This is a genomic window from Acinetobacter sp. YH12227, from assembly GCF_013417785.1.
Lineage (GTDB): Bacteria > Pseudomonadota > Gammaproteobacteria > Pseudomonadales > Moraxellaceae > Acinetobacter > Acinetobacter gandensis.
This window is the reverse complement of sequence record NZ_VPDH01000019.1, coordinates 1-23,717: the sequence shown is the minus strand read 5'-3', so window position 1 is coordinate 23,717 and position 23,717 is coordinate 1. Positions and strand designations below refer to the sequence as shown.

Genomic DNA, 23,717 nt, shown 5'->3' with positions numbered 1-23,717 from the left:
ACATGAATATATGTCGGTTGCCCTGATTCTAAAAATTCAATGATTGATTAAGCCGACTTACGTGAATTGACTTGCCCTTTAATGACCGCGGTTAAATTGCCTTTGAGATATTTAAAAAACACTTTTAAGGGTGAAAGTTTAGGATTTGGCTGTTTTCCTTCACCAATCGATTTAAACTGAGCGGCATACCAAATAATTTCCATAATCGCCATTTTATCAATCATCGGTATGCCAGTTTTAATTTTGTCCACACCGTAACGAACATCTTGACCCGCCAATAAACGATCAGCCAAATCGACTTCTACAGCGAATGGACGTGCAATACCAATAAAATCACAAGCCCCACTGTCTAATGCAGCATTCATGCCTTGGACGGTTCTAAACCCACCTGTAACCATCAATGCACACTTTACCTCTTTACGGATATTGTCCGCAAAATCGAGGAAATAAGCTTCACGAGCAATGGTACTGGCTTTACGTTTTTCTTCTTTAGCACCCGCCATCGCTGGCGCTTCATAGGAACCGCCCGAGATTTCAATCATATCAATCCCTGCGGCATCTATTGCTTTAAAGACCTCAATCACATCTGCTTCGCTAATTCCGCCGCGTTGGAAATCAGCAGAATTTAGTTTGACCGAAATGATAAAATCATCGGTCGTCGCTGCACGAACTGCTTTATAGATTTCAAGCAAAAAGCGCATGCGATTTTCATTTGAACCACCCCACTGATCTTGACGTTTATTGGTTAAAGGTGAGAGGAACTGACTAATCAAATAACCATGTGCACCATGCAGTTGAACGCCTTCAAATCCGGCTTTTTCACATAGCTGTGCTGCTGTAGCAAAACGTTGGATAATATCGAGAATTTCATCCTCACGTAATTCACGCGGTGTACCAAAAGTCGTTGCCAACATCGGACTAAATGGTACCGCTGATGGTGCTACAGTTTCTCGATTTAATCCTTTCGGACATTGACGACCTGGATGCGACAGTTGAACCAATTGCACCATGCCGTGCTTCTTGCCTAGCTCAGCCCACTGTGTTAACTGTACTAAATCTCGCTCAGTTTCAGCGACAACAACCCCAGGCTCATTTTTAGCACGAAAATCCACCATGACATTACCCGTAATGGCACAGCCTAAACCACCCTTCGCCCAAGCTTCATATAACCCAAAATGTAAGTGATTGGGTTGGCCTGCGGTATTGGCCAATGCTTCACTCATTGCACCTTTGATGATGCGATTTTTAAATGTGGTATTACGAATTTTAAAGCTTTCAGCTAAATGGCTCATGGCAATGTCCAAAATGAAATAATAAGTCCTGAGTATTTACTCTAATTATTATTTTCTAAAGGTCAAGGATATTTTGACAATGACACTTGTCAAAATATCCATAAGTTTGATTTTAGTATTGGCTGGCTTCAATTAATTTACGGGTATAGTCCGTTTGTGGTCTCGCAAATAGATCTACAGTGTCTTGAAATTCCATGACTTTGGCATGACGTAGTACCAACACTTTTTGACACAAGGCTTTGACCACTTGCAAATCATGACTGATAAATAAATAGCTGATGTTAAATTCTTGCTGTAAACGTCGCAGCAGTTTAACAATCGAACGCTGTGTGGTTCGATCCAACGCCGAAGTCGGTTCATCTAAAATCAGCAGCTTAGGTCGTAGCACCAATGCGCGCGCCAAGGCAATACGTTGCCGTTGCCCACCTGAAAGTTCATGCGGATAACGCTGTTTAAACGAAATTGGCAGCTCCACTTTTTCTAAAGCTTCATCAATACATTGACCAATTTCAACTGCCGATAACTGCTTTAACGCCAGACCCTCACCAATGATTTGTTCAACATTTAAACGTGGATTCAGATTACTAAATGGATCTTGGAAGACAATTTGAAATTTACTGCGTAAAGGTCGCAATTGTTTTTCAGACAAATGATTTATGGATTGGCCTTGAAGGAAGATATCACCATCACTTTCTATGAGCCGAGCAATAGCCAATGCTAGGGAGCTTTTCCCAGAACCACTCTCTCCAACAATACCGATCGACTCACCTTCAGCCACTGTTAAATCCAAAGCTTCTACCGCAATGACATAATCTTTGATGCGGTTCAATAAGCCTTGTTTGACTGGGAACTTCACTACTAACTGGCGTAATTCTAAAAGTGTTTGAGTTTGCGAAACCTGTATTGCTTTACCAAAATCATGGTCTAATAGATTTTTGGTATACGCCTGCGTCGGTTGCTCAAAAATTTCCTGTACATCTCCTTGTTCCACCACTTGTCCACGATTCATCACAATCACATGTTCGGCATAGCGCTTGACCAAATTCAGGTCATGGCTAATTAATATCATCGCCATATTGCGCTGCTGTTGTAGCGACTTTAATAAATTTAAGATTTGCGCTTGCAAAGTGACATCTAAAGCCGTGGTTGGCTCATCAGCAATTAATATCTCGGGATCAAGTGCCAATGCCATCGCAATCATCACCCGTTGACGCTGCCCACCTGAAAGTTCGTGTGGATATCGACGCATTTTTTCTTCAGGTTCAGGAATACCAACATCTGTTAATAATTCGATGACTCGTTGTCGCGTTTTAGCTCTAGACCACCCTTGCAACAGCAAAGTTTCACCAATGATTTTTTCCACTCGATGCAAGGGATTCAGCGCGGTCATCGGCTCCTGAAAAATCATGGCAATCTTTTGCCCCCGAATCTTGCGATGCTGTGCACTACTCAGACCAAGCAATGCCTGACCCTCAAATTGCACATTGCCTTGAATACTTAAATTGCGCGGCAGCAAGCCTAAAATAGCGAGGCTGCTGATGGATTTCCCGGAACCACTTTCCCCGACAATCGCTAGCGTTTCACCGGCATGCAAACGAAAGTTCAGATCTTGCACCAAAACCTGCTGCTGATGTGCAATGTTTAAATGCTCAACACAGAGTACTTCTTGATATGCATCATTCTTATTATTGGCGTCTTGGATCGAATGCATCTCGAGTCGCCTCCCCAACATAAATCAATAAAGACAGCACTATGGTTAAAGTAAAGAAACCCGATAAAGCTAGCCAAGGCGCATTCAAGTTATTTTTACCTTGAAGTAATAATTCACCTAAAGATGCCGCATCTGGCGGTAAGCCATATCCCAAGAAATCCAAAGCAGTCAGTGCAGTAATATTTGCAGTTAACATAAATGGTAATTGAGACAAACTGGAACTCATGGCATTTGGTAAAATATGCCTGAACATGATGGTGCGATCGGTCACCCCCAAACTGCGGGCTGCACGGACATAATCAAAATTTCGCGCACGCAAAAATTCCGCACGCACCAATCCCACCAAGGTCGGCCAGCCAAAAAGCAGCATAATCACAAAAAGCCAATATACGCTTGGAGTAAACATGCTGACCAAAATCATCACCATGAACAACATCGGCAAACCGCCCCAGACTTCCAATATGCGCTGTCCAATCAGATCCACCCAACCGCCGTAATAGCCTTGCACAGCACCGACCATGATGCCCAATAGAGCTGAGGCCATTGTCAATGTAAAACCAAATAATAAAGACACCCGTAAACCATAAAGAATACGCGCCAACACATCGCGTCCTTGGTCATCCGTACCCAACCAGTTTTGTGCAGTCGGTGCAGATGGCACAGGTACTGCCAATTCTAAATTTGGGGTTTGGTAGGAAAATTTAATCAGCGGCCAGACCGCCCAACCTTTATCGTTAATCAGCTGTTGAACGACTGGATCTTTATAATCTGCTTCGGTTTCAAACACTCCACCAAACGTGGTTTCTGGATAGGTCTTGAGAACCGGCATATAGAGGGATTGATCGTACTTGACTAACAAAGGCTTATCATTAGCAATCAATTCTGCTGCCAAGGACAAAACAAAAATCAGGGCAAAAACAATAAAGCAGCCAAACCCAAGTTTATTTTCTTTAAATCGTTGTAAACGTGCTTGCATAATTGGAGACATTATTTTGCCCCCTGTGAATCAAAGTTAATACGCGGATCAATAATTTGATACATCACATCACTGATTAAACGCAGGATCAGCCCCATTAACGTAAAGATGAATAATGTGCCAAAAATAACAGGATAATCACGTTGTACAATTGCTTCAAAGCCCAATAAACCCAAACCATCTAAGTTAAAAATAATCTCAATAAACAGGTTACCAACAAAGAAAATGCCAATCAGCGCTTCAGGTAAGCCAGCAATCACAATCAACATGGCATTGCGAAATACATGCCCATACAACACTCTTGATTCGGTTAAGCCTTTAGATCGCGCCGCCAAGACATATTGTTTATTCAATTCGTCCATAAAAGAATATTTGGTCAGATAGGTTAAACTCGCAAAACTACCAATCACCATGGCAAATAAAGGCAACGCCATATGCCAAAAATAATCCACAATTTTGCCCAACACACTCAGTTCGGCAAAGTTTTCAGAAACTAAGCCTTGTAACGGGAACCATTGAAAATAAGAACCACCGGCAAAAAATACAATGAGCAAAATCGCAAAAGCAAACGCCGGAATGGCATAACCAATCGCCAATAAAATAGAGGTGCTTTTATCAAACAACATGCCATGTTGACGAGCTTTTTTAATCCCTAATGGTATGGAAACCAAATAAATCAGCAATGTACTCCACAACCCCAAAGACAAGGACACCGGCAATTTTTCCCAAAGCAATTGTGTCACCGCCTTATCTTTAAAATAACTGGTACCAAAATCGAGGGTTAAATAACCTTTCAACATTAACCAAAAACGCTCCAACAGCGGTTTATCAAAACCATATTGCGCTTCAATTTTTGCGACCATTTCTTCACTTAAGCCTTTGGCACCTTGATATTTGATGCTAGACGTTGCTGTTTCGCCACCGCTCGTTGTCCCAATACCCTGAAAAGCTTCGGCTTGCTGAATTGCTTGCTCAACTGGCCCACCCGGAGCAATCTGAATTACCACAAAGTTAATCAATAAAATGAAAAACAACGTCGGAATAATCAGGAGCAAACGCTTTAATATATATGTGCCCATGTTTAAGATGACTTTCCTTGTAATTCAGTTGTCGTTATTGTTGACGCAAATATTGCGTAACTTTTTTTGCTTCAACTGCATTGCTCCACCAGTAATCAATACCCGTGGATAACTTTGGTTTTATATTTGGTTGTTGATACATGTTCCAATAGGCAAACCAATTTTCCCCTTTTCCATAAGTTGGAATTTGGTAATAACCTGCCCGTAAAAGCCGATCTAGTACCCGAGTACGAACAATAAGTTGATCACGATTCGGCGCATCAATCACTTGTTGAATCACGTTATCAATCACAGCACTTTTAATGCCTGCATAATTATAATTTCCAACCTGATCAGCGGCTTCACTCCCCCAAAATTGTGCTTGTTCACTAGATGGAATCAGGGATTGTGGCATTTCATCAATAATCATATCGAAATCAGTGTGACGTAATCTTTCTGTATATTGCGCATCATCGACTTTACGGATAGTGACCGTAATCCCCAATCGTTTCAAATTTCGAATATAGGGTAAGATTATTCTTTGCATTTCACTTTGGTGAATTAAAAACTCAAAATGTACTGGTCTTAAATTTTGATCAACAAGCACACCATTGTGATACCGATAACCTGAGTTTAATAATAGCTGACGTGCAGTCAGTAGATTGCTACGATTAAAACCACTCGCATCTGACACAGGATATTTCCAATTGGCCAATACGCCTTTAAGCTCTAAAGGACTCATTTCATTTAATAATGGTTTTAAAACTTCCATTTCTGCAGTCGTTGGCAAACCTTTGGCTTCCAATACGCTATTTGAAAAATAACTCTGTAAGCGCTGATATTGTCCATAAAACAAGGCTTTATTTTGCCACTCAAAATCGTAGGCATAGGTTAATGCTTGACGAAAGCGAATATCCTGAAATGGCATTCGGCGCGTATTAAATACCATGCTTTTTGTGGGTATTGGTCGCTCATGTGCGATACGTTTTTGTACCACCAAACCCGCTTTAACGGCTGGAAATTGGTAATCACTTACCCATTTTCGTGCTATTTTTTCTTCATATAAACTTGATTGCCCAGCTTTAAATCCTTCAAAAGCAATATCTGCGCTTCGATAATAAGTAAACTTGAGAATATCAAAATTATATCGGCCTCTATTCACCGGAAGCTCTTTTGCCCAATACTTCAAGTTTCGTTTATAACTAATACTGCGTCCAGAATTAATCTGATGAATCAAATAAGGGCCAGAACCTAAAATAGGTTGCATGGTAATTTGAGTGAAATCTTTTTTTGCCCAATCCATTTTTGAGTAAATTGGCATCTGCGCCAATATCAGTGGCATATCCGAATTATTGCCTGATTTAAATGTCATTTTGACCTGATATTTTGACAACACTTCAGTTTTATCCAAATCTGCTAGATACATTTGTAGTCCAGGATTAGATTTCGTTTGATAAGTGTCAAAACTAAATTTCACATCTTCAGCAGTCAGTTCCGAGCCATCACTAAAACGTGCCTTAGGATTAAGATGAAAAACTGCAAAGTTAGTATGCTCAGGGTCAAAAGTAATTTTTTCAGCAATTAATGGATATAACACGCCGGGTTCATCTAAAGATGAACTCATCAGGGTATCAAATAAATAATTCACACCTTCGACTGAGCTTCCTTTGCCATTCATGCTATTTAAATTATCAAAACCACCTATAACTGATGTAGTTAAATAACCTCCTTTTGCGGCATAAACATTGGCATAAGGCATTGCTGATAGTTGGCTATATTTAGGCTGACTATGTATCGCAAGAAAAGGCGTGGTCTGCAATGCAGCCCACGCCCCTTGTGTTACTAAAGTTAAACTAGATACGGCTAACCAGATTGAAGTTGAAGCATATGACATTCAACTTAACTCCTGTTTAGTACGACTCAGTTCGGCACCTTAATTACATCACCAATTCTTAACTGAGCCGATGGTTTCAGGTCATTCATTTCAGCTAAAGCTGAGCTCTCCATACCGTAACGACTCGCTAAACCAATTAAAGTATCACCACGTTTAATACGATATTCCGAAATTGTTTTAGGAACTTGTAAGCTCTGCCCAACTCGTAAACCTGCGCGAGGGCTCAAATTATTCAATTCCGCCAAATCAGAAACGCTAACGCCTACACGATTCGCAATCGAATTTAGGGATTCACCAGATTTCACACTGTAGCTTTCCGTATTATTCGTTTTAACTGAATTTGTCGAAGTTTTAACTGCTGACTTTTTAGTGTCTAAAGTTTTATTGCTAAGGTCAGATGGGATCTCACCATCAATTTTAAGTTTTTGACCAACACGTATAGCACTATTGGTACTGAGCCCATTCAAGGCTGCCAAATAACTTAATTGAAGTTTATATTTATTCGCGATTTGACCTAAGCTTTCACCGGATTTAACTACATGTGTGTCGCTCATTTCATTTGATACACGACTCACAGCCTTAGACTCATTTTTAGATTCAACTTTTGTTGACTCATCACCGGTGAGTTTTAACTTTTGTCCAACGCGAAGCCCAGAACTGCGTTCAATACCATTGATATTAGCAACATAATCCATGCCCAAATTATAACGGCTTGCAATACCTGTTAGGGTATCACCTGACTGAACAACATAGGTATCAGGTACTGAATTTCCTGCTGGCACTTTCAAACTTTGTCCAACTTGCAATCCACTATTACTATTTAGATTATTCAGATTTGCTAATTCAGACAGACTAATTTTTGATTGTGATGCAATACTGTAAAGCGTGTCACCGCGTTGAACTTTATAAGTTTCAACTTTATAAGCAGGATCAACTTTGACATTTTCAATACGGCTAACGACTTTACTGTCTAACTTTTCAACTTTTTCATCAGTCTCAACAGTATTTACAGGCACATTGATTTTTTGACCCGCCATCAAGCTACTATTTGAAGTTAGACCCGGTGTTAAGTCGGCTAACTCCTGATTTGACAGTGCATAACGGTCTGCAATAACTTTTAGATATTCACCACGTTTAACCACATAAGACTTGGTCTGAATTTTTTGCACTTTTTCAGCCGTCTGGCTCGCTATCGCTTTTTTATCAGCCTCAAGTTTTGCTTTGGATGCAGCCGTTTCTTTCAATGAAAGTTTTTGACCGACAAATAGACCACTTGTTGTAGTTAAACCATTGTAGTCAGCAAGTTGCTTAGTTGTTAATCCAAACTGGCTCGCAACTGCGGTTAGACTGTCATTGGCTTTAACCACATATTGATCTGGCGTTGTTTTCGCTTTCGATTCTTCATTATTTTGTACAATCGGCTTAGCATCGTACAAATAAATTGTTGTCCCTACATATAAAGTTGAATCTGGGGAAATTTGGTTCCACTGTGCAATATCACGCCAGTTGACACCATTTTTCATCGCAATCAATGCCAACGTATCACCCGACAAAACCGTATAAGTACTACGTTTACCTTTCGGTGGTACCACCACGATTTCTGAATCCGTACGGATCACATTTTTGCCTTGGTTACGTTTAGCCTCTTCAGAATCTAAGCTGGTATTTTCAGCGACACTTTTCGGATAAGAAAAGCCTTTTGTTAACTCTTTACCTTGCTGCTCTGCAACAGACTGGCTGGTCTGAATTGCAGTCAGCTTAATCTTGCCATCGTATGGATCGACAATTTCAGTACCTTTAGGTGCAAGGGCTTTAATTTCTTCTACAACTTCTTCTTGTTCTGCTTTGGTTGCAACCGGTTTTAAGACTTCATCAACTGTTTTATTTTCACCATCCGCCTTAATCGCTGCCATGATTTGTTCACGTTCATTAGCAGATAATGGCGGCTCGACAGAAACAGGTTTCACTTGTGTACTTGGTGAAACTGCAACAGGAATACGCGGCGCACTAGGAATATCCGTATTTGAAGCGAAAGCAGCCAATGCAGAAGAACCCACAGGCGTTTTCACTTTTACTTGACTTGCTGTAGATGTAACTGTCGTTGTCGCAGGTGTAGTAACTGTTTTAGCTGGTGGTGTTACGACAGCTGCAACTGATGGCTGATTTTTTAAAGGTGGCGGCGTGACTTTCGTAGGTTGAATCGTTTTGGTATTTAACTCAGGCGGAGTCACACGTGAAGGCGTAATTTCAACATTATTTTTCGGTAAGTTTGAATTACTTGCCCAATAACCTGAAGATCCACCTGCCTGTAATTTTTTCAAACGCACATCAACAGAAGGACTCACATCTGCTGGAATCAAAATACGCATTGGACTGCTGCTATCAATCACATCACCGCGATGACCGGGGTTTAATGAATACAATTCAGCACGACTCAAACCAGTAATTGATGCAATTTCATTTAGATTGACAGGACCAACTGCAACTTCACGGAAATGCGGACGGTTTGCAATTGGCGGTAAACTTACACCATATGCACCCGGGTTTTTAATTATTTGCGCAACAGCTAAGAAACGTGGCACATAATTCATGGTTTCTTGCGGTAATTTTAACGACCAATAATCTGTTGGTAGGCCTGCTGCGCGGTTGCGGTTAATGGCTTGTTGAATCCGACCAGGCCCTGCGTTATAAGAAGCCAATGCCAATTCCCAAGAACCAAATTGGTTATGTAATGCACCCAAAAACTCATAAGCAGCACGTGTTGATTCAACTACATCACGACGACCGTCATATAAAGAAGTTTGTTTTAAACCGTAGATACGACCTGTACTAGGGATAAACTGCCATAAACCTGCTGCTGCTGCACTACTGGTTGCTGCTGGATCATAAGAACTTTCAATCACAGGGAGCAAAGCCAATTCTGTCGGCAAACCACGACGCTCTGCTTCTTTTACGGTGTGATATAAATAACGCGATGCACGTGCACTTAAACGATCGATATAAGGTTGACGCGAAATAAACCAACCTCGTTGCGCTTCAATACGGCTATCCCAATGGTTTAAATCCATCTTAAAACCAACCGTCATACGCTTCCAAACATCACCATGTTTTAGAACCAATAAACGATCGCCTTCTACTGCACGCATATCTGTTGCAGACAGTAAATCTTCTAGCGAGTCTAAACTGTTGGCATCAAGAAAATTAGAACCCGCCTGCTTCGAGCCCGCTTTTTGAGTTGTTGTTTGCGACGATGCACAGCCCGTGAGACCCAGTGCTGCAAGTGCCGAACCTAACACTGTAAATTTAAATAGTTGAGGTAAAGTAGGCTGCCATTCAGTCGCAGTTGATTTATACATAAAAAAATCCAGACAACTCGTATAAAATTTATTTTTTAGATATGCCATTGTAGTGAAGCAGGCTTCAGACACAAGGCGTTAATTTAACGCTATTTCAGTATAAATGTTACAAGAAATTAAAAAAAACGCGCGATATGGCTTTATCAGCCGCATTTGCGATATACAATATACAACTCAGATTGATAATTTTTGTCCGGATTTGATTTATGTCTCAAACAATCACGCTTTATGTTGATGGTGCATGTCGCGGCAACCCTGGTTTGGGTGGCTGGGGAGCTTATATCATCAGTGAATCCGGCGAAGAGAAAATCTGTGGTGGTGAAGAAAATACCACCAATAACCGCATGGAACTGACTGCTGCCATAGAAGGCATTAAGCATTGTTCAGCCGATGATAAGTTAATTATTTGGACTGACTCCAACTATGTGAAACAAGGCATCACTGAATGGATTCATGGTTGGAAAAAGAAAAATTGGAAAGATGTTAAAAATCCTGACCTTTGGAAGCTCCTTGATGCTGCATGTCAGGGTCGTGATATTGAGTGGAACTGGATCAAAGGTCATGCGGGACATCCTGGCAATGAAATGGCCGATCAATTGGCCAATCTTGGTGCCGACAAAACTTTAGAAGCACTCAAGCAAGCCCCAGCTACTGTAGCTGAAGCCCCTAAAAAAAAAGCTGAATTAGACTGGTTGCTCAATGATCCATTTGGACTTGAGTTTGCTGGTGATGAAGACGATGAAGAACCACCGGAAGATACATCTACAGTTACAGCCGAAGTCATTCATGATGATACAACTGAAATTCCTGTCATCGTATCAAATACAGCTGTAACAGATACCGATGTTGCCGTTGAAAAAGTATTCAGCCCAGAAACGAAAAATAAAAAAGCAGATCATTTAAAACAGAGTGCCGATTTAACAAATAAAGTGATTCATCCTAAAATCGTGATCACGCCTGCGACTGTTGATGTCACTGGCCCACGTCAGCTGATTCTCGATACAGAAACGACAGGTTTCTATTTCCAAGATGGTGACCGCATTATTGAAGTCGGCGCTGTGGAAATGATTAACCGTAAATTGACGGGTAGCTCAATTCACATTTATATCAATCCACAAAAACCCGTCGGTGAATCTGAAAATATCCATGGTATCAGCGATGACTTTCTAAAAGATCAACCTTTATATAGTGAAATTGCCGATGTGCTGTTTGATTATTTAAAAGGGGCAGAAATTATTGCGCATAATGCTACCTTCGATATGAACTTCCTCAATATGGAGTTCAAGCGTGCAGGATTTGTTGCGCTTTCGGACGTGTGTGAAGTAACTGACACCTTGGCAATGGCGAAAGCCAAACACCCTGGCCAGAAAAACTCTCTTGATGCTTTAGTGCGTCGTTATGAAATTCCACAACGTGATCGTACCTTCCATGGTGCCTTACTCGATGCTGAAATTTTATCTGATGTTTACTTAGCGATGACTGGTGGTCAGGTTTCATTTGATATGGATGCCTTGACCCACAGCCAAAATGCTGATGGTTCACAAACCCGAACTGCAGTAGAAATTGAACTTCCTGTCATTCTACCTTCAGCAGATGAACTTGAGGCACATGAGACATGGATCAAACAATATGAAGAAAAACATGGATCACCTTGCCTTTTTGCCAAATAAAAACTAAATTTCGTGTTACTTTTTGTATTTAAACAATTCATACATACGTTATAGTAAAACCATAAACATGAACCGCCTTAACCGGCGGTTTATAAACAAGATATAACATCAAGGAAAGGTGCAGATACATGTCTTACCAAACCTCTATTCATTTTGATCCAACGGCTTTGCTGATAATAAAAAATGAAGTTGATAACTCGATCAAATTAGTCGAATCAGCAGTCAGCACCCTAGTTGAAGATCAAACATTACCTTTCGGGATTGATGATGCACTGACTCAATTTGAACAGTGTGCACAAGTTTTAGCATTGGTCGATATGCCAAGTTTGGCAAAGATTGCCCAATATTCAGCAGAATTAATGCGCAAGATCATGGGGAATCCAGCGCAAATTAATACTCAAGATGTCATCGCATTGAGCGAAGGCACCACCATGCTAAAACGCTATATTGAATTTATCTGTCTGCGTGAAGTTAAAATCCCACAATTCCTGCTCGACAGCTTAAACCGCTTAGAACTTGCTTTAGGTAAGCCGGTAACAACTGAAGGTCAGCATATTGAGTCACTACTCGACTGCATTACACCTGATTTTGAATTACCTCAAGCACCTGCTTTAGAAAAATCTAAATATGTTCATCGCTTATACAAACTCACGCTGAATAAATTGATAAAGCAAGAAGAAAGCGAACTTGACCTACAAGCGATGAAATTGGTCGGTGCTTATTTAGCTGGATTATCTGAAAAGCACCCAAGTAAACAATATTGGAACTTGGTTTTTGTTGCACTCAATCAAATTGATCAACTATTAATTACCGATGCGCGTTTACGCACGCTAATCAGCATTGAACGCAACATGGCTCAATTTTTTGATGCACCAGAACGTTATAAAGCGAGTATTGCAGATCTTGCCAACGTCCTGAGCCTTTGCATCAGTCAAGAAGATGTCATATCGCATCATATTCGTGGCAAGCTCAACATTGGCGAAGATCTATTAACTGATACACAGCTACAAGTATTTAGCCGTCATTTATATGGCCCTGACTTTGACACCATGCATACCATTGGTGAGTTAGTGACGAGTGAGATGGCCCAAATTCGCAATGACATTGAGTTCAACTACCAAAACATGACACCTGAAAAGACTCAGGAACTACAAACCAAATTGAATGAGTTAGCGAACATCTTCAAAGTACTCAACCTGAATGAAGCGCATAACGATTTATCACGTCAAGCAGCTTCTCTCGGTAATACTGCAATTCTGCAAGATGAAAACTTTGCTCAGCAATTGATGAATACCATTCTTTCAGCAATGAACTCAATTGGTGTATTAGAGCGTCACCATACCTCAAGCCGCCTGCAGCTGCGTGTGAATAACATGAACATCTCGCTTGATCGCTTAGATGAAGCCCATGCTGCATTGCTGAACGAAACCAAAGTCTTAATTGATACAGCCAGCCAATCTTTGGCGCAGTACTTGAAAGATGGTGATGTAACAAATATTGCAACCACAGCGACACAAGTACGTGAAATTGGTGGTGCAATGTTGTTCTTAAATGCGGATGCTGCACAAAATGCATTAAATACCACAGCGAAATTTATTCAAGCTCGAGTTGATACAGCTACTGCAATCAATGCAGTGGAAATCAATCAAGCGCTCGATTCACTCGCAAGTGCTGACATGCTCATTGACAATTTAAAGAACAAACAACCTGTATTACACACGATGTTTAAGGTAGCATTGGACAGTAGCGAAAAACTGAAATCTGCAGCAGCCTAATGTCTAAATTGTCACTTGCCTATATCTTTAAACAACAGCAATTGTTGGTCGATGAAAACTTTCAACTTCCAGAAGTTGAGCAACTCGCAAGTGATTTAAATATAGGTACGGGTGATCAAGTGATTGCCCGTGACCTCCTCGAAGATGAGCCTATTCCTCAAGGCTTACAACTCATTCCAATACGTCAGCTTTTGCAACTCTGGAATGTCAAAGAGTTTGAACAAGCTAGTCGTGCAATTCAACTTTTAGAATGGCGTCGTAATCATAAATTTTGTAGCCATTGCGGTACAGCAACTGAAGTTCACGCGACTGAATATGCAATGGTATGCCCTGCCTGTGGCTATCACCAATATCCACGGGTCAATCCCTGCGTCATTACCGTTATTACACGTGGCAAGGACGAAATCCTCTTAGCAAAAAATGCGCGTAACGCACGGCAAATGTATGGCTTAATTGCCGGTTTTGTTGAAGTTGGCGAAACTTTAGAGGAAGCTGTACGTCGCGAAACCTTGGAAGAAGTTGGCATACAGGTTAAAAATATCCAGTACTTAGCTAGCCAACCTTGGCCTTTCCCGAGTAATTTAATGATTGCTTTTAAAGCCGAATATGCAGCTGGTGAATTACAGTTACAAGAAGAAGAAATTGCGGATGCCGCATTTTTCAAGTTTGATCATCTGCCAGAAATCCCCTTTAAAGGTAGTATTGCCCACGCCATGATTATGCATGCGATACATGGAACAGCGGTAGCTGATGATACAGAGGCTTGGCTTTAATCAAGCAGCAAAAGGTATTTACAAAAAAATAAACCGCAATAGATTTGCGGTTTATTCATACCAATAACAGCTCTCTAAACCTTCGGGCTAATTTCATCTAAAACACGCATAATTTCAGCTTTGGTTTTAAAGAAACGACTAAATAAGCTCGATACTGACCCAATCATCGTGATATGACCGACACGAGGAATTTCTATTAACTGACTGTGATTTCCCAATGCCTTTAATTGACGGTCTAAATCTTCACTATTATTTACCCCAACAATATCGTCATTCGCGGCAGTAAATAAGTAGTGTTTTACTTTGTTAGATTCAACAAAATAATACGGCATCACTTGCTGATATGGGACATCTTGATCGAAAGCCTCAGCACAAATTGGGTCACCTTTATAGTCAAAATGATAAGGCCCAGCCAAGCCGACAATGGCACGAATGTTTTCACGGATTTGTAATTGATATGGCTGAGGATGGTACAGCGCAGACATGACATTAAATGCCCCTGCTGAATGCCCCATCAACACCAAATCTTCTAGTTCGATCTGCAACTTATGCTGTGATTGCGTCAAATAGTTTAATGCTAGACTCAAATCATCAATTGATGCAGGAAAAATATGTTCTGGTGCAAGTTGATAGTTTATAACCGCAACATCAAAACCTTCTTTAGCAAAGGCTTCACCAATAAAACCATAGTCTTTTTTATCACCATGCATCCATGCGCCACCATGTACAAATACAATCAGTGGGCGCTTTTGACGTGGTTGCTCAGTACGATATAAATCCAAACGATGACGGGCTTTTAAGCCATACGCAATATTACTTTGGATGCTATAACCTTTTTTAGGTGTGAGCCGATTGAGTGCAAGACTACCAAAATCATAGATTCTAAAGTCTCGATAAAGTGATTTTGCCAGCTCCACCTTTTGTTGAAGCTGTTGTGACCAAAGCTGAAACTTGCTCGACATAGATTTTCGATACTAAATAATTGAGATTTATTGTGCGTAATTTGGATCAACTGCATCTGGGTCAATGGCAACGGGCGTTTGTACTTCAGGTTGCACATCACTAACAGTTGGTGTGGTAAAGCTCGAGTTGATACTACGCTCTTGTGGATTTGAGCTTTGTTCAACATTGTCAATTAAAGTGACAATTCGCGTTACATTACCCACTTGTTGCAAGATTTGATTTAAGTCTGTGATTTCCGCACTGTTTAAACGGCCCATCACATAAAGAACAGCATCTTCAGTATGAATGTGTACTTTGCTGTCAGATACCACAGGCGCTTTCATAATTAGCCCACGGGTATTAGCTGTTACAGCTGTATCTTGCATAATAGTGCTGTAGCTAATTTGGTTGCCCACAGTAATATAATTATGTACGGTTTTAACATCACTCATTGAACGAACATTTTCTTCAGCCAATTCTTTTAAGTGATTATCAGGCACTTGGCCTGTTAACAACACATTGCCATGAAAGCTTTCAATATTGACACGAGATTGTTTAAAACGACTATCTAATTTATATAAATTAATTTTTGCAGTACGAACAATAGATGAGTCAATAAATACTTGCCCCAAAGAGCGTGCACCACTTTCCGTTCCTACAGGTGCTGAGCCTGTACCATTTGAAATAAAACTCGCACATCCTGATAAACTCGCGACACAAAGCATCGTCATTGCAATACGCTTAACCACTCAGCACAACTCCTAAAATTTTTACACCGGTATTTTTCTATGCATTTACACAGTTTCTTTTATCAGAGATTAATCAACTCTTGATCAAAAGTAAAAGCATTTTCAATCCATTGCTGATCATACGGGTATTTTGAAAAGTCTTGCTGTAGTGTTTTTGCAAAGTGTTGATAAAAATCAAAACAAATCACATCAAAGCGACAATAATAATCATAAAAATGTGACTGTTCATTTAAAAAATGCAACGCGGTCTTCATCATTTTACGTTGTTTGTGAATCGAGATTGTTTCTATCGCTTGTGCATATTGGGTATTTGAACGCGCTTTAACTTCAATAAAAACCAAGTCTTTTTCTCGAGCTACGATCAAATCAATTTCGCCATAACGACTATGTAAATTACGTTGTACCAAGACATAATTTTGCTGCTCTGCCCATGTTAGCGCTTGCTGCTCTGCCCACTGGCCTAAGTTCATCATATCCACACCCTCAATCTAACTTTTCCTATTAAATTGAAATCGGCTCAATACCCTTTTTAGTTCGTTGATAGCAATGTGGAATACGGTGAATTTGATTGTCACTGATTTTAATTAATCCTGTCCTGCCCTGAAATTCTAAACTTTTTAATTTGGGCTCTTGTAAATATTGCTTCGCGATATGCCACGCGTCACCACCGAAAGCCATTAAACGTTGATATGGCATCGCAACAGGATTATGTTCATAAGCCCGCATTACATCTGACCACTTCGCATCATACAATGCTGGTGCATCACAAAACTTCACCCCCATTGGTACTGGTTGATCGGCCTCAATTGCATTGGCCAACGTGTAAATTTGCTTTTTAGGTAAATTATTTTGACTATTTAACCACTGATTATTACCGAGCAATAACACCCCCTGATATTTCTTTATTTTTGCAGGCAATTGATCAATAACATGTAATGGCAGAGGTGTTTGACTCATGAGCACCATTAACATCAGTTCATGCTCATCCTCTGTCCCTGGCTGCCTGAACACCATCACTTCTTTTAATTGATCTTTTTCAAAAACATTTTTTAAAGCTACAGCATCATCACGTTTGGCCAAACTATATTGCCAAACATTGGCCATTTGATTTGAAGATTCATTTAATGCAAGTACACGGACTTTCGGTTTGGCCTTGACCAAGGCTTCGACGTCTTGACGTGCAAGTGGTCCAATGACCAGTTGTGTTTTTTTATTGACGTGTTTTTTTAATAAAGCTGCTATCTGCTTTTGATCCGAATTAATAAATTTTACGTGTACTTTATAGTCGGATGAATTATATGCGCTGTTGAAACCTTGCTTAATACTGGATGCGGCTCGCGCCATAGGGCCAGATTCGGGTAGAATGACCAATACATTTGCTTGTGCTGCTGAAATTAAACTGCTTAGCAAGCAAAAAACCATTATTTTTTTCTTATTATCCAACATGGAGAAACCTATGAGTGCTCAGTTATTTGTTGTTGCGACTCCAATCGGGCACTTAGATGATATTAGTTATCGTGCAATTGATGTTTTGAAGTCGGTTAAAATTATTGCCGCTGAGGATACACGAACTTCTGCACAATTACTTAAGCATTTTGGTATCTCAACCCCCTTAACTGCATGTCATGATCACAACGAAAATAACAAAATTGATCAACTGATTGAACGTATTGAAAATGGTGAGAATATGGCGTTAATCAGTGATGCTGGTACGCCATTAATCAGTGATCCAGGATTTAAATTAGTCCGTGCTGCACAAGAAAAAAATATCCGTGTTATTCCAGTTCCAGGTGCATGTGCCGCAATTGCCGCACTGAGTGCTGTAGGCTTACCTAGTGACCGTTTTAGTTTTGAAGGTTTCTTACCTTCTAAACAATCACAACGTTTATTGGCACTAGAAAAACTTAAAGATGAAACTCAAACCATGATTATCTATGAAGCGCCACATCGTATTGTCGATAGCTTAAAAGATATGGTTGAGGTTTTTGGTGCGGATCGTCCTGTCGGTTTTGCACGTGAGATCACCAAAACATTTGAAACCATTAAAAAAATGGCTTTGGGTGAATTGGTACAGTTTGTAGAGTCTGATCACAACCAACAAAAAGGTGAAATCGTACTGGTGATTGGTGGTGCTACGGTTGAAAAAGACTTAGACCAGGAAAAGCTAGATAAATTATTAACTCGCTTACTTCAAGATTTATCAGTCAAAGCTGCATCACAATTGGCCGCAGATTTAACAGGTATTAAAAAGAAAGTGGCTTACCAACGCGCTTTAGAGTTAACGCAAGCAAACGACTAAATTTACATTTATTTCATCTTTATAAACTTATGGAATCTTCGGATTCCATAAACGATATAATTAAATAAACAACTTCAAAAACAATATGTAATAGTGATGAATAAAATGTCGATAAAACAATCTCTCAAAAATAATGCTGTGTGGATTGTATTTAATCTAGTTTGGTTCATCATGCTTGCGCATATTCTTTATTATGGTCTAAAACCTTATCGTCACTATCGCTTTGAAGAGCTGATCAGCGCTGACCCGCATGCTGTATTGATGACCATGATCTTGCTTTCATTGTATTTCATTGCTGGCAATATGATGAAGTACACTGGATTCTGGCCGCGCCGTCGTTACCTGTCTTATTTGATTCTGAGTACTGTTTTAATGTTTCAAAGCTTTGTTGCATTTATTGGTGCTATGCATTCACCGCCATACTGGGCAGCATTTATTATCAATTCTATGTTTCTACTATTACTACATTTTGTGTTTTATCCAATCTATGCGATTAGTCGAAAATATATGAAACCGCAAAAAAATTAAAGTTGTATAAGTAAATTGAGAACGCTCAAAAATAGAATAACTGTCACAACAAGTTCTTGGGCAAAACACAAAAAAAACACCACTTGATGTGGTGTTTTTTATTTTAATCTTTTGCAGACTCGTCTGGAGGTACTTCAGTAATACGCCCACCACGAGCTAAGAATGCCGCAACTTCATCTTCAAGTGCTTGACGCTGTTTAAGCTTTGCAGTCACTGTTAGCGTTTCTGCTTCTGCAGTGTCGCCATCCGTTGCAGAATCAGCTGCATCACCCGCGCCTTTTTCAGCAGCTTGCGCTTCGTCTTCGTCGACTACTGAGTCTTCAGCATCATCATAATCGTTCATATCAGTCATCGTGTTCTCCCCGCTAATGACTTATGTTTGCCAGTGGATGGCTGGTTTTAAATTAAAAGAAATTTAACAATCTCTGAGCTTTTCGCATAGTGCCTAAGATCAAAAAATCGTATCTTTTTTAATCAAAATCGTAACCTTGTATAAACGATTGCTTAAAAATTATCTATTTTTCGATTATCAAGCATAGATCGTGTCTTTGAGAATACTTAAGCCATTCGCCTGAGCCATGAAGGCATCTTTCAGAACTGCCTGATTTTCAACTTGTTTGAGACCAATATTACGCGCCCAAACCACAGGTGATAAAGTCGTGGTTTCCAACCAACCAATTGCTGACATGCTATGCATCATGGCATCATTTTGGCCTTTACGACGATGCTCATAACGTTTCAAAGTTTGCTCATGTGCCCAAACACCACGCTTTTTATCCTTCAAGAGCACATCACATAACACCGCAGCATCTAAGCAACCAATATTCACACCTTGCCCCGCTAATGGATGAATCACATGTGCAGCATCGCCAATTAAAGCCAAGCCATCACGCACGTATTGCTGTGCAGCACGCGCTTTGAGCGGAAACTTAGCACGCGGTGTTGCTTCTAGTACTTCGCCTAACATGTGATGGCTTTCACGTGTCAATAATTGAGTGAATTCAGTGTCATTTAAAGCCACATATTCATCGGCATAATCATCTGGCAAAGTCCAAACGATAGACTGCCAATAACCACTTTCTTCCGGCTTTAAACTTGCCATCGGCAAGAATGCCAAAGGCCCAGTTTCCAAGAAAATTTGACGTGCCACATGCTGATGCGGTTGGGCGGTTTTTATGGCACAACTCACCCCTGCTTGTTTGTAATCTAGGACATCTAAATCAATAAAAGCCTGTTCACGTACAAAGGAGTTTGCGCCATCTGCACCGATGACTAATTTAGTTTTCAGCTGCGTGCCATCAGCAAGATGAATGATCCACACACCTACACCTTGCTCAACGCGATTCACTTTGACTTGGGTACGATAATCTTGCAATTGTTCGAGCAATTGTTGTTGAATCGCCAAGTTCAATAGACTCGGTTCGACCATTGAGCCTAAAGCTTGCTCGACACTCGGTGTTTGCTCCGAAACATGCCCAAAGTTAATTTCACCGTAGCCATTTTTATTCCAAACTTGCATACCCGTATACGGCTGCTGACGTGCAAGTTTTTCCCATACTTGCACTGTTTTTAATAAGTGAATCGTCGCTTGGCTTAAAGCAAGTACACGTGGATTGGCGACGCTTTTGGTTTTTTCAGCATCTAAAATGGGTGCTGCATCAAGTACCGTCGCTTGCACACCACCTTGAGCGAGTAATAGAGCCGTTAAACCACCAACAAGGCCACCACCGACAATTACGACATCTAAAACATCAGACTGATTTACACTCATGCTTTTAACCCCATTGCGTAGTTAGCAACCAGTGGTTTAACGCCCGGAATGGTATCAAAGGCCACCAATCCAGTATTACGGATAAACTTCAACAATGGATTGCGATTGCTAAAACCACGTACGACAGAATCACAGAATTTGATCACACGCTGTTGATCGGTTAGACGTGATCTTTCGTAATCTAACAACATTGCGGCATCGCCTAAATCTGCATTGTTGCTCACTTGTTCTGTTAAATAACGTAATAATACATGGGCATCACGCATACAAAGATTGAAGCCCTGACCTGCCACTGGATGAATGGTATGTGCTGCATTACCCATCAACACTACACGTCCAACTGCTTGTTTCTCAGCAAGCACTTGTGACAATGGAAAGCTAAAGCGTTTACCAGTTTTTTGAAACTTACCTGCACGGTCGCCATAGGTTTGTTGTAATGCATCAAGGAAATGTTGATCATTTTCATCACCCAACCATTCTCCTTCAGTCCCTTTAGCAACAGGCCAAACAACAGAACGACGGTATTCACCCGGTAAAGGTAATAGTGCCAGAGGCCCTAAATGGCTAAAGCGTTCAAAACCTACATGATTATGCGGTTTAGAGGTTTGGACTGTGGTCACAATAGCAACTTGGTCATAGTCATGCACAGATGCGCCAATGCCTAAGGCTTTGCGGCAGAATGAATCACGACCATCTGCAGCAATCACAATTTTTGCTTGTAGTTTGAGTTGTTCTTCACCGCGCTGTGCTTCGATATAGGCATGGTCTGCATCTTGCGTAAGTGATGTGACTTGCACACCATCTATCAACTCGATGAGTGTTTGTTTTTTGACTTCCGTGAGCAATACGCGACCGAGCCATGCGTTTTCAATCACTTGCCCAAAGCTTTCGACTTTTTCTTGATCTGATTTTAAACGCGCCTTACCAAAGCTGCCCTGTTCAGTAATGTTAACTTCTAAAATAGGCGTTGCATGTTCTTGCAAAGCGCTCCACAAGCCAAGTTCTTGGTAGATTTGCACGGTACGGCGTGACAATGCACTGTTTCGCGCATCGAAACTTGAGTGATATGGGGCAAGGTTTGCATCATCATAATTGGGGTATTTGATTGCTTCGAGTAGCTTTACGCCAATCTTTGCTTTTGCCAACATCAGAGCCAGACTCAGTCCGACCATTCCACCACCCACAATGATGACTTCTTGCTGCATGCTTTGATCCTTTTTTATGTTGTATTCGAATTCAGGAGAGGCATTCGAAATACGTATAATCTGTAATGGATTTTATCTTACATCAAGGCTATGAATTTTTACATTGTTAAGCATTACTTTTAATACGTATATCTATGATGCTATTAGCTAAAAAACTGAACAATCAAATTCTTGAATACATTCTGTTCAAGTGAATAATTTAAGCTTTTAAAGCTTCGATTAATTTATCTAAGCGTATTTGAGCATCGACATTAAATGCATTTGCAGCCTAGTGATACCACCTTTTTGCCATCTTTAAATCTAGATCTACACCATTACCCAATACATAGATTAATCCAATTCGTTGCGACCATATTGTATTTATGACTTTGCTGAGTTCATGACTTTTCGATGAACAGGTGAGCTTTAAATATAAAAAATATGCAATAAAACAACCTAGCCTAGCAGTTAGGATATGCCTCCGGTATTTGAACGTTTTTTTGTGTCATTTTTTTCAATTGCTCTGAAAATTGATCAAAATAAAAAGTATCATCTATAAAAACTGTTAGATAATCACCCTTTTTAAGTTGGACCATAAAATCAGAATAACCAGGCCCTCTTGCTGGTAAAATATTTTGAAATGAAAAGTTTTTAATCTGATTAATATCTAAAATTAATGCACGTTCTACACCAACAAAACCTATTTTTTTATTCAAATAGTCTAACCAAATTCCACTATTCTCACCCATTAACTCCTTTACTTTCTTAGGAATATACTTAACTCCATCATGCTCAATATGATTCACATTCAAATCAATTTTCTTTTTAAATAATATAAATTTAGTAATCTCAATATTTTCTTCATATTCGTTGTTTTCTAAAAAATATTCATATGTTCGATTATTGTAAAAATGGAGTGATGTACTGCCATCATCATCTCCAGACTCTTCATCATAGGTGTAACAAATTGAAGCATCGATACCATTGGCAAAAACAAATCTCAAATAACATTGATCTTGCCTTTCCCAACCATACTGATCAACATCAATATCCTCGTCTAACCACAATTCACGTAGTTCCTTATAACTAGCATCGGTATTAGTTTTATCATATAAATCAACAAAGAATTCTTGCACTGGCCTATTAGAAATTACATTTTCTGCATATAACTCTAATTGATCAACCACAATTCCTTCTATTCTCACTTTATAAATAAACCGTAAATATTGAGTTCCATATTCAGTAAAATAAGCTTCAACCAAACCTAGTTTTTCTAACTGCTCGTACGTTGTATCCCAAGATATCATCTGCTTAGGTTCAGAATATACTTCATAACCTAAATCACCATCAGCCAAATACTCATCCAAAATTGTATAGTTTCGACCAATCTTTTTTGCCCAAATTTTTACTTTAGTATCGTCTACATTGGCCTTACTTGCCTCAAAAAATGCTTTATCATCAAAATTATAAATATTTGATAATTCACGATATATCAAATCAAAGCCGAGCAACTCTGTCGATATATAATGTTGCATATCTGTAAAAATATATAGAAATGGGACATTACCTAAAATCTGTACATAAGCATATTTTAACAAGCTTATATTCACAGTAGACCTCTTGCAAAAATCATTTTTTAATCAATTCCATGTTGTAAATTGCAGCAATCAAATTAAGGCGTAAACCCATGCGTTTACGCCGATTGCGATAACGTTCAGCAAGAATTCTAAAGGTCTTTA

19 protein-coding genes and 1 pseudogene are annotated in these 23,717 nt (G+C 39.9%); 5 read left to right on the top strand and 15 right to left on the bottom strand.

Annotated elements, in window-relative coordinates:
• Positions 1-47 precede the first annotated feature (47 nt).
• From FTV09_RS06025 to FTV09_RS06000, 6 genes are all read right to left on the bottom strand, one after another.
• Complete coding sequence (locus FTV09_RS06025; RefSeq protein WP_180057316.1) at positions 48-1,292, bottom strand: NADH:flavin oxidoreductase/NADH oxidase family protein; 1,245 nt, start codon at positions 1,290-1,292, stop codon at positions 48-50.
• Between the two features lie 112 nt (positions 1,293-1,404).
• On the bottom strand, positions 1,405-3,003 hold the full coding sequence (locus FTV09_RS06020; RefSeq protein ID WP_180057315.1) for an ABC transporter ATP-binding protein: 1,599 nt from the start codon (positions 3,001-3,003) through the stop codon (positions 1,405-1,407).
• Positions 2,978-3,991, bottom strand: coding sequence for an ABC transporter permease (locus FTV09_RS06015; RefSeq protein ID WP_180057314.1), 1,014 nt, complete (start codon positions 3,989-3,991; stop codon positions 2,978-2,980). Before FTV09_RS06015 ends, FTV09_RS06020 begins: the two co-directional genes overlap by 26 nt.
• The gene (locus FTV09_RS06010) at positions 3,991-5,058 is read right to left on the bottom strand and encodes a microcin C ABC transporter permease YejB (protein WP_067766035.1); all 1,068 of its coding nucleotides are present in this window, start codon (positions 5,056-5,058) and stop codon (positions 3,991-3,993) included. Before FTV09_RS06010 ends, FTV09_RS06015 begins: the two co-directional genes overlap by 1 nt.
• A 34-nt stretch (positions 5,059-5,092) precedes the next feature.
• Positions 5,093-6,931 (bottom strand): extracellular solute-binding protein, encoded by a 1,839-nt coding sequence (locus tag FTV09_RS06005; protein WP_180057313.1) that lies wholly within the window; start codon positions 6,929-6,931, stop codon positions 5,093-5,095.
• A 26-nt stretch (positions 6,932-6,957) separates the two neighbouring features.
• Positions 6,958-10,287, bottom strand: coding sequence for a LysM peptidoglycan-binding domain-containing protein (locus FTV09_RS06000; RefSeq protein WP_180057312.1), 3,330 nt, complete (start codon positions 10,285-10,287; stop codon positions 6,958-6,960).
• A gap of 206 nt (positions 10,288-10,493) precedes the next feature.
• Here FTV09_RS06000 and dnaQ point away from each other — a divergent pair, with 206 nt between their 5' ends.
• The 3 genes from dnaQ (at position 10,494) to nudC (ending at position 14,505) form a co-directional block, all read left to right on the top strand.
• Complete coding sequence (gene dnaQ / locus FTV09_RS05995; protein ID WP_180057311.1) at positions 10,494-11,957, top strand: DNA polymerase III subunit epsilon; 1,464 nt, start codon at positions 10,494-10,496, stop codon at positions 11,955-11,957.
• Between the two features lie 128 nt (positions 11,958-12,085).
• The gene (locus FTV09_RS05990) at positions 12,086-13,732 is read left to right on the top strand and encodes a chemotaxis protein (protein WP_180057309.1); all 1,647 of its coding nucleotides are present in this window, start codon (positions 12,086-12,088) and stop codon (positions 13,730-13,732) included.
• Positions 13,732-14,505, top strand: a complete 774-nt coding sequence (gene nudC, locus FTV09_RS05985) for an NAD(+) diphosphatase (RefSeq protein ID WP_067766050.1) — start codon at positions 13,732-13,734, stop codon at positions 14,503-14,505. The genes FTV09_RS05990 and nudC overlap by 1 nt, the downstream gene beginning before the upstream one ends.
• Positions 14,506-14,579: 74 nt before the next feature.
• Here the strand turns inward: nudC and FTV09_RS05980 are convergent, their stop codons facing one another.
• The 4 genes from FTV09_RS05980 to FTV09_RS05965 all read right to left on the bottom strand — a co-directional run bounded on the left by FTV09_RS05980 (position 14,580) and on the right by FTV09_RS05965 (position 17,642).
• Positions 14,580-15,467 carry an alpha/beta hydrolase gene (locus FTV09_RS05980; RefSeq protein WP_067766053.1) on the bottom strand — a complete coding sequence of 296 codons (888 nt, stop codon included), beginning with the start codon at positions 15,465-15,467 and terminating at the stop codon, positions 14,580-14,582.
• Positions 15,468-15,494: 27 nt separating this feature from the next.
• Positions 15,495-16,196: a BON domain-containing protein gene (locus FTV09_RS05975; protein WP_180057307.1), complete on the bottom strand. Its 702-nt coding sequence runs from the start codon at positions 16,194-16,196 to the stop codon at positions 15,495-15,497.
• Between the two features lie 62 nt (positions 16,197-16,258).
• Positions 16,259-16,666: a YraN family protein gene (locus FTV09_RS05970; RefSeq protein WP_180057336.1), complete on the bottom strand. Its 408-nt coding sequence runs from the start codon at positions 16,664-16,666 to the stop codon at positions 16,259-16,261.
• A gap of 31 nt (positions 16,667-16,697) precedes the next feature.
• Entirely contained in the window at positions 16,698-17,642 is a 945-nt protein-coding gene (locus tag FTV09_RS05965; RefSeq protein WP_180057305.1) for a penicillin-binding protein activator, read from the bottom strand.
• A 10-nt stretch (positions 17,643-17,652) separates the two neighbouring features.
• On the opposite strand from FTV09_RS05965, the gene rsmI reads away from it, so the two are divergent.
• Together rsmI and FTV09_RS05955 are read left to right on the top strand one after the other, a co-directional pair.
• Positions 17,653-18,495, top strand: coding sequence for a 16S rRNA (cytidine(1402)-2'-O)-methyltransferase (rsmI, locus tag FTV09_RS05960; protein WP_180057303.1), 843 nt, complete (start codon positions 17,653-17,655; stop codon positions 18,493-18,495).
• A 105-nt stretch (positions 18,496-18,600) separates the two neighbouring features.
• Positions 18,601-19,023, top strand: coding sequence for a hypothetical protein (locus FTV09_RS05955; protein ID WP_180057301.1), 423 nt, complete (start codon positions 18,601-18,603; stop codon positions 19,021-19,023).
• A gap of 103 nt (positions 19,024-19,126) precedes the next feature.
• Here FTV09_RS05955 and FTV09_RS05950 read toward each other — a convergent pair whose 3' ends face one another.
• The 5 genes and pseudogenes from FTV09_RS05950 to FTV09_RS05930 all read right to left on the bottom strand — a co-directional run.
• On the bottom strand, positions 19,127-19,375 hold the full coding sequence (locus FTV09_RS05950; RefSeq protein WP_067766065.1) for a hypothetical protein: 249 nt from the start codon (positions 19,373-19,375) through the stop codon (positions 19,127-19,129).
• A 177-nt stretch (positions 19,376-19,552) separates the two neighbouring features.
• Complete coding sequence (locus tag FTV09_RS05945) at positions 19,553-20,794, bottom strand: FAD-dependent monooxygenase (RefSeq protein ID WP_067766068.1); 1,242 nt, start codon at positions 20,792-20,794, stop codon at positions 19,553-19,555.
• Entirely contained in the window at positions 20,791-21,999 is a 1,209-nt protein-coding gene (gene ubiH / locus FTV09_RS05940) for a 2-octaprenyl-6-methoxyphenyl hydroxylase (RefSeq protein WP_180057299.1), read from the bottom strand. The genes FTV09_RS05945 and ubiH overlap by 4 nt, the downstream gene beginning before the upstream one ends.
• 440 nt (positions 22,000-22,439) lie before the next feature.
• Entirely contained in the window at positions 22,440-23,588 is a 1,149-nt protein-coding gene (locus FTV09_RS05935) for a hypothetical protein (protein WP_180057297.1), read from the bottom strand.
• A gap of 19 nt (positions 23,589-23,607) precedes the next feature.
• Positions 23,608-23,717 (bottom strand): annotated as a pseudogene (locus FTV09_RS05930) (IS5/IS1182 family transposase); the annotation flags it as partial.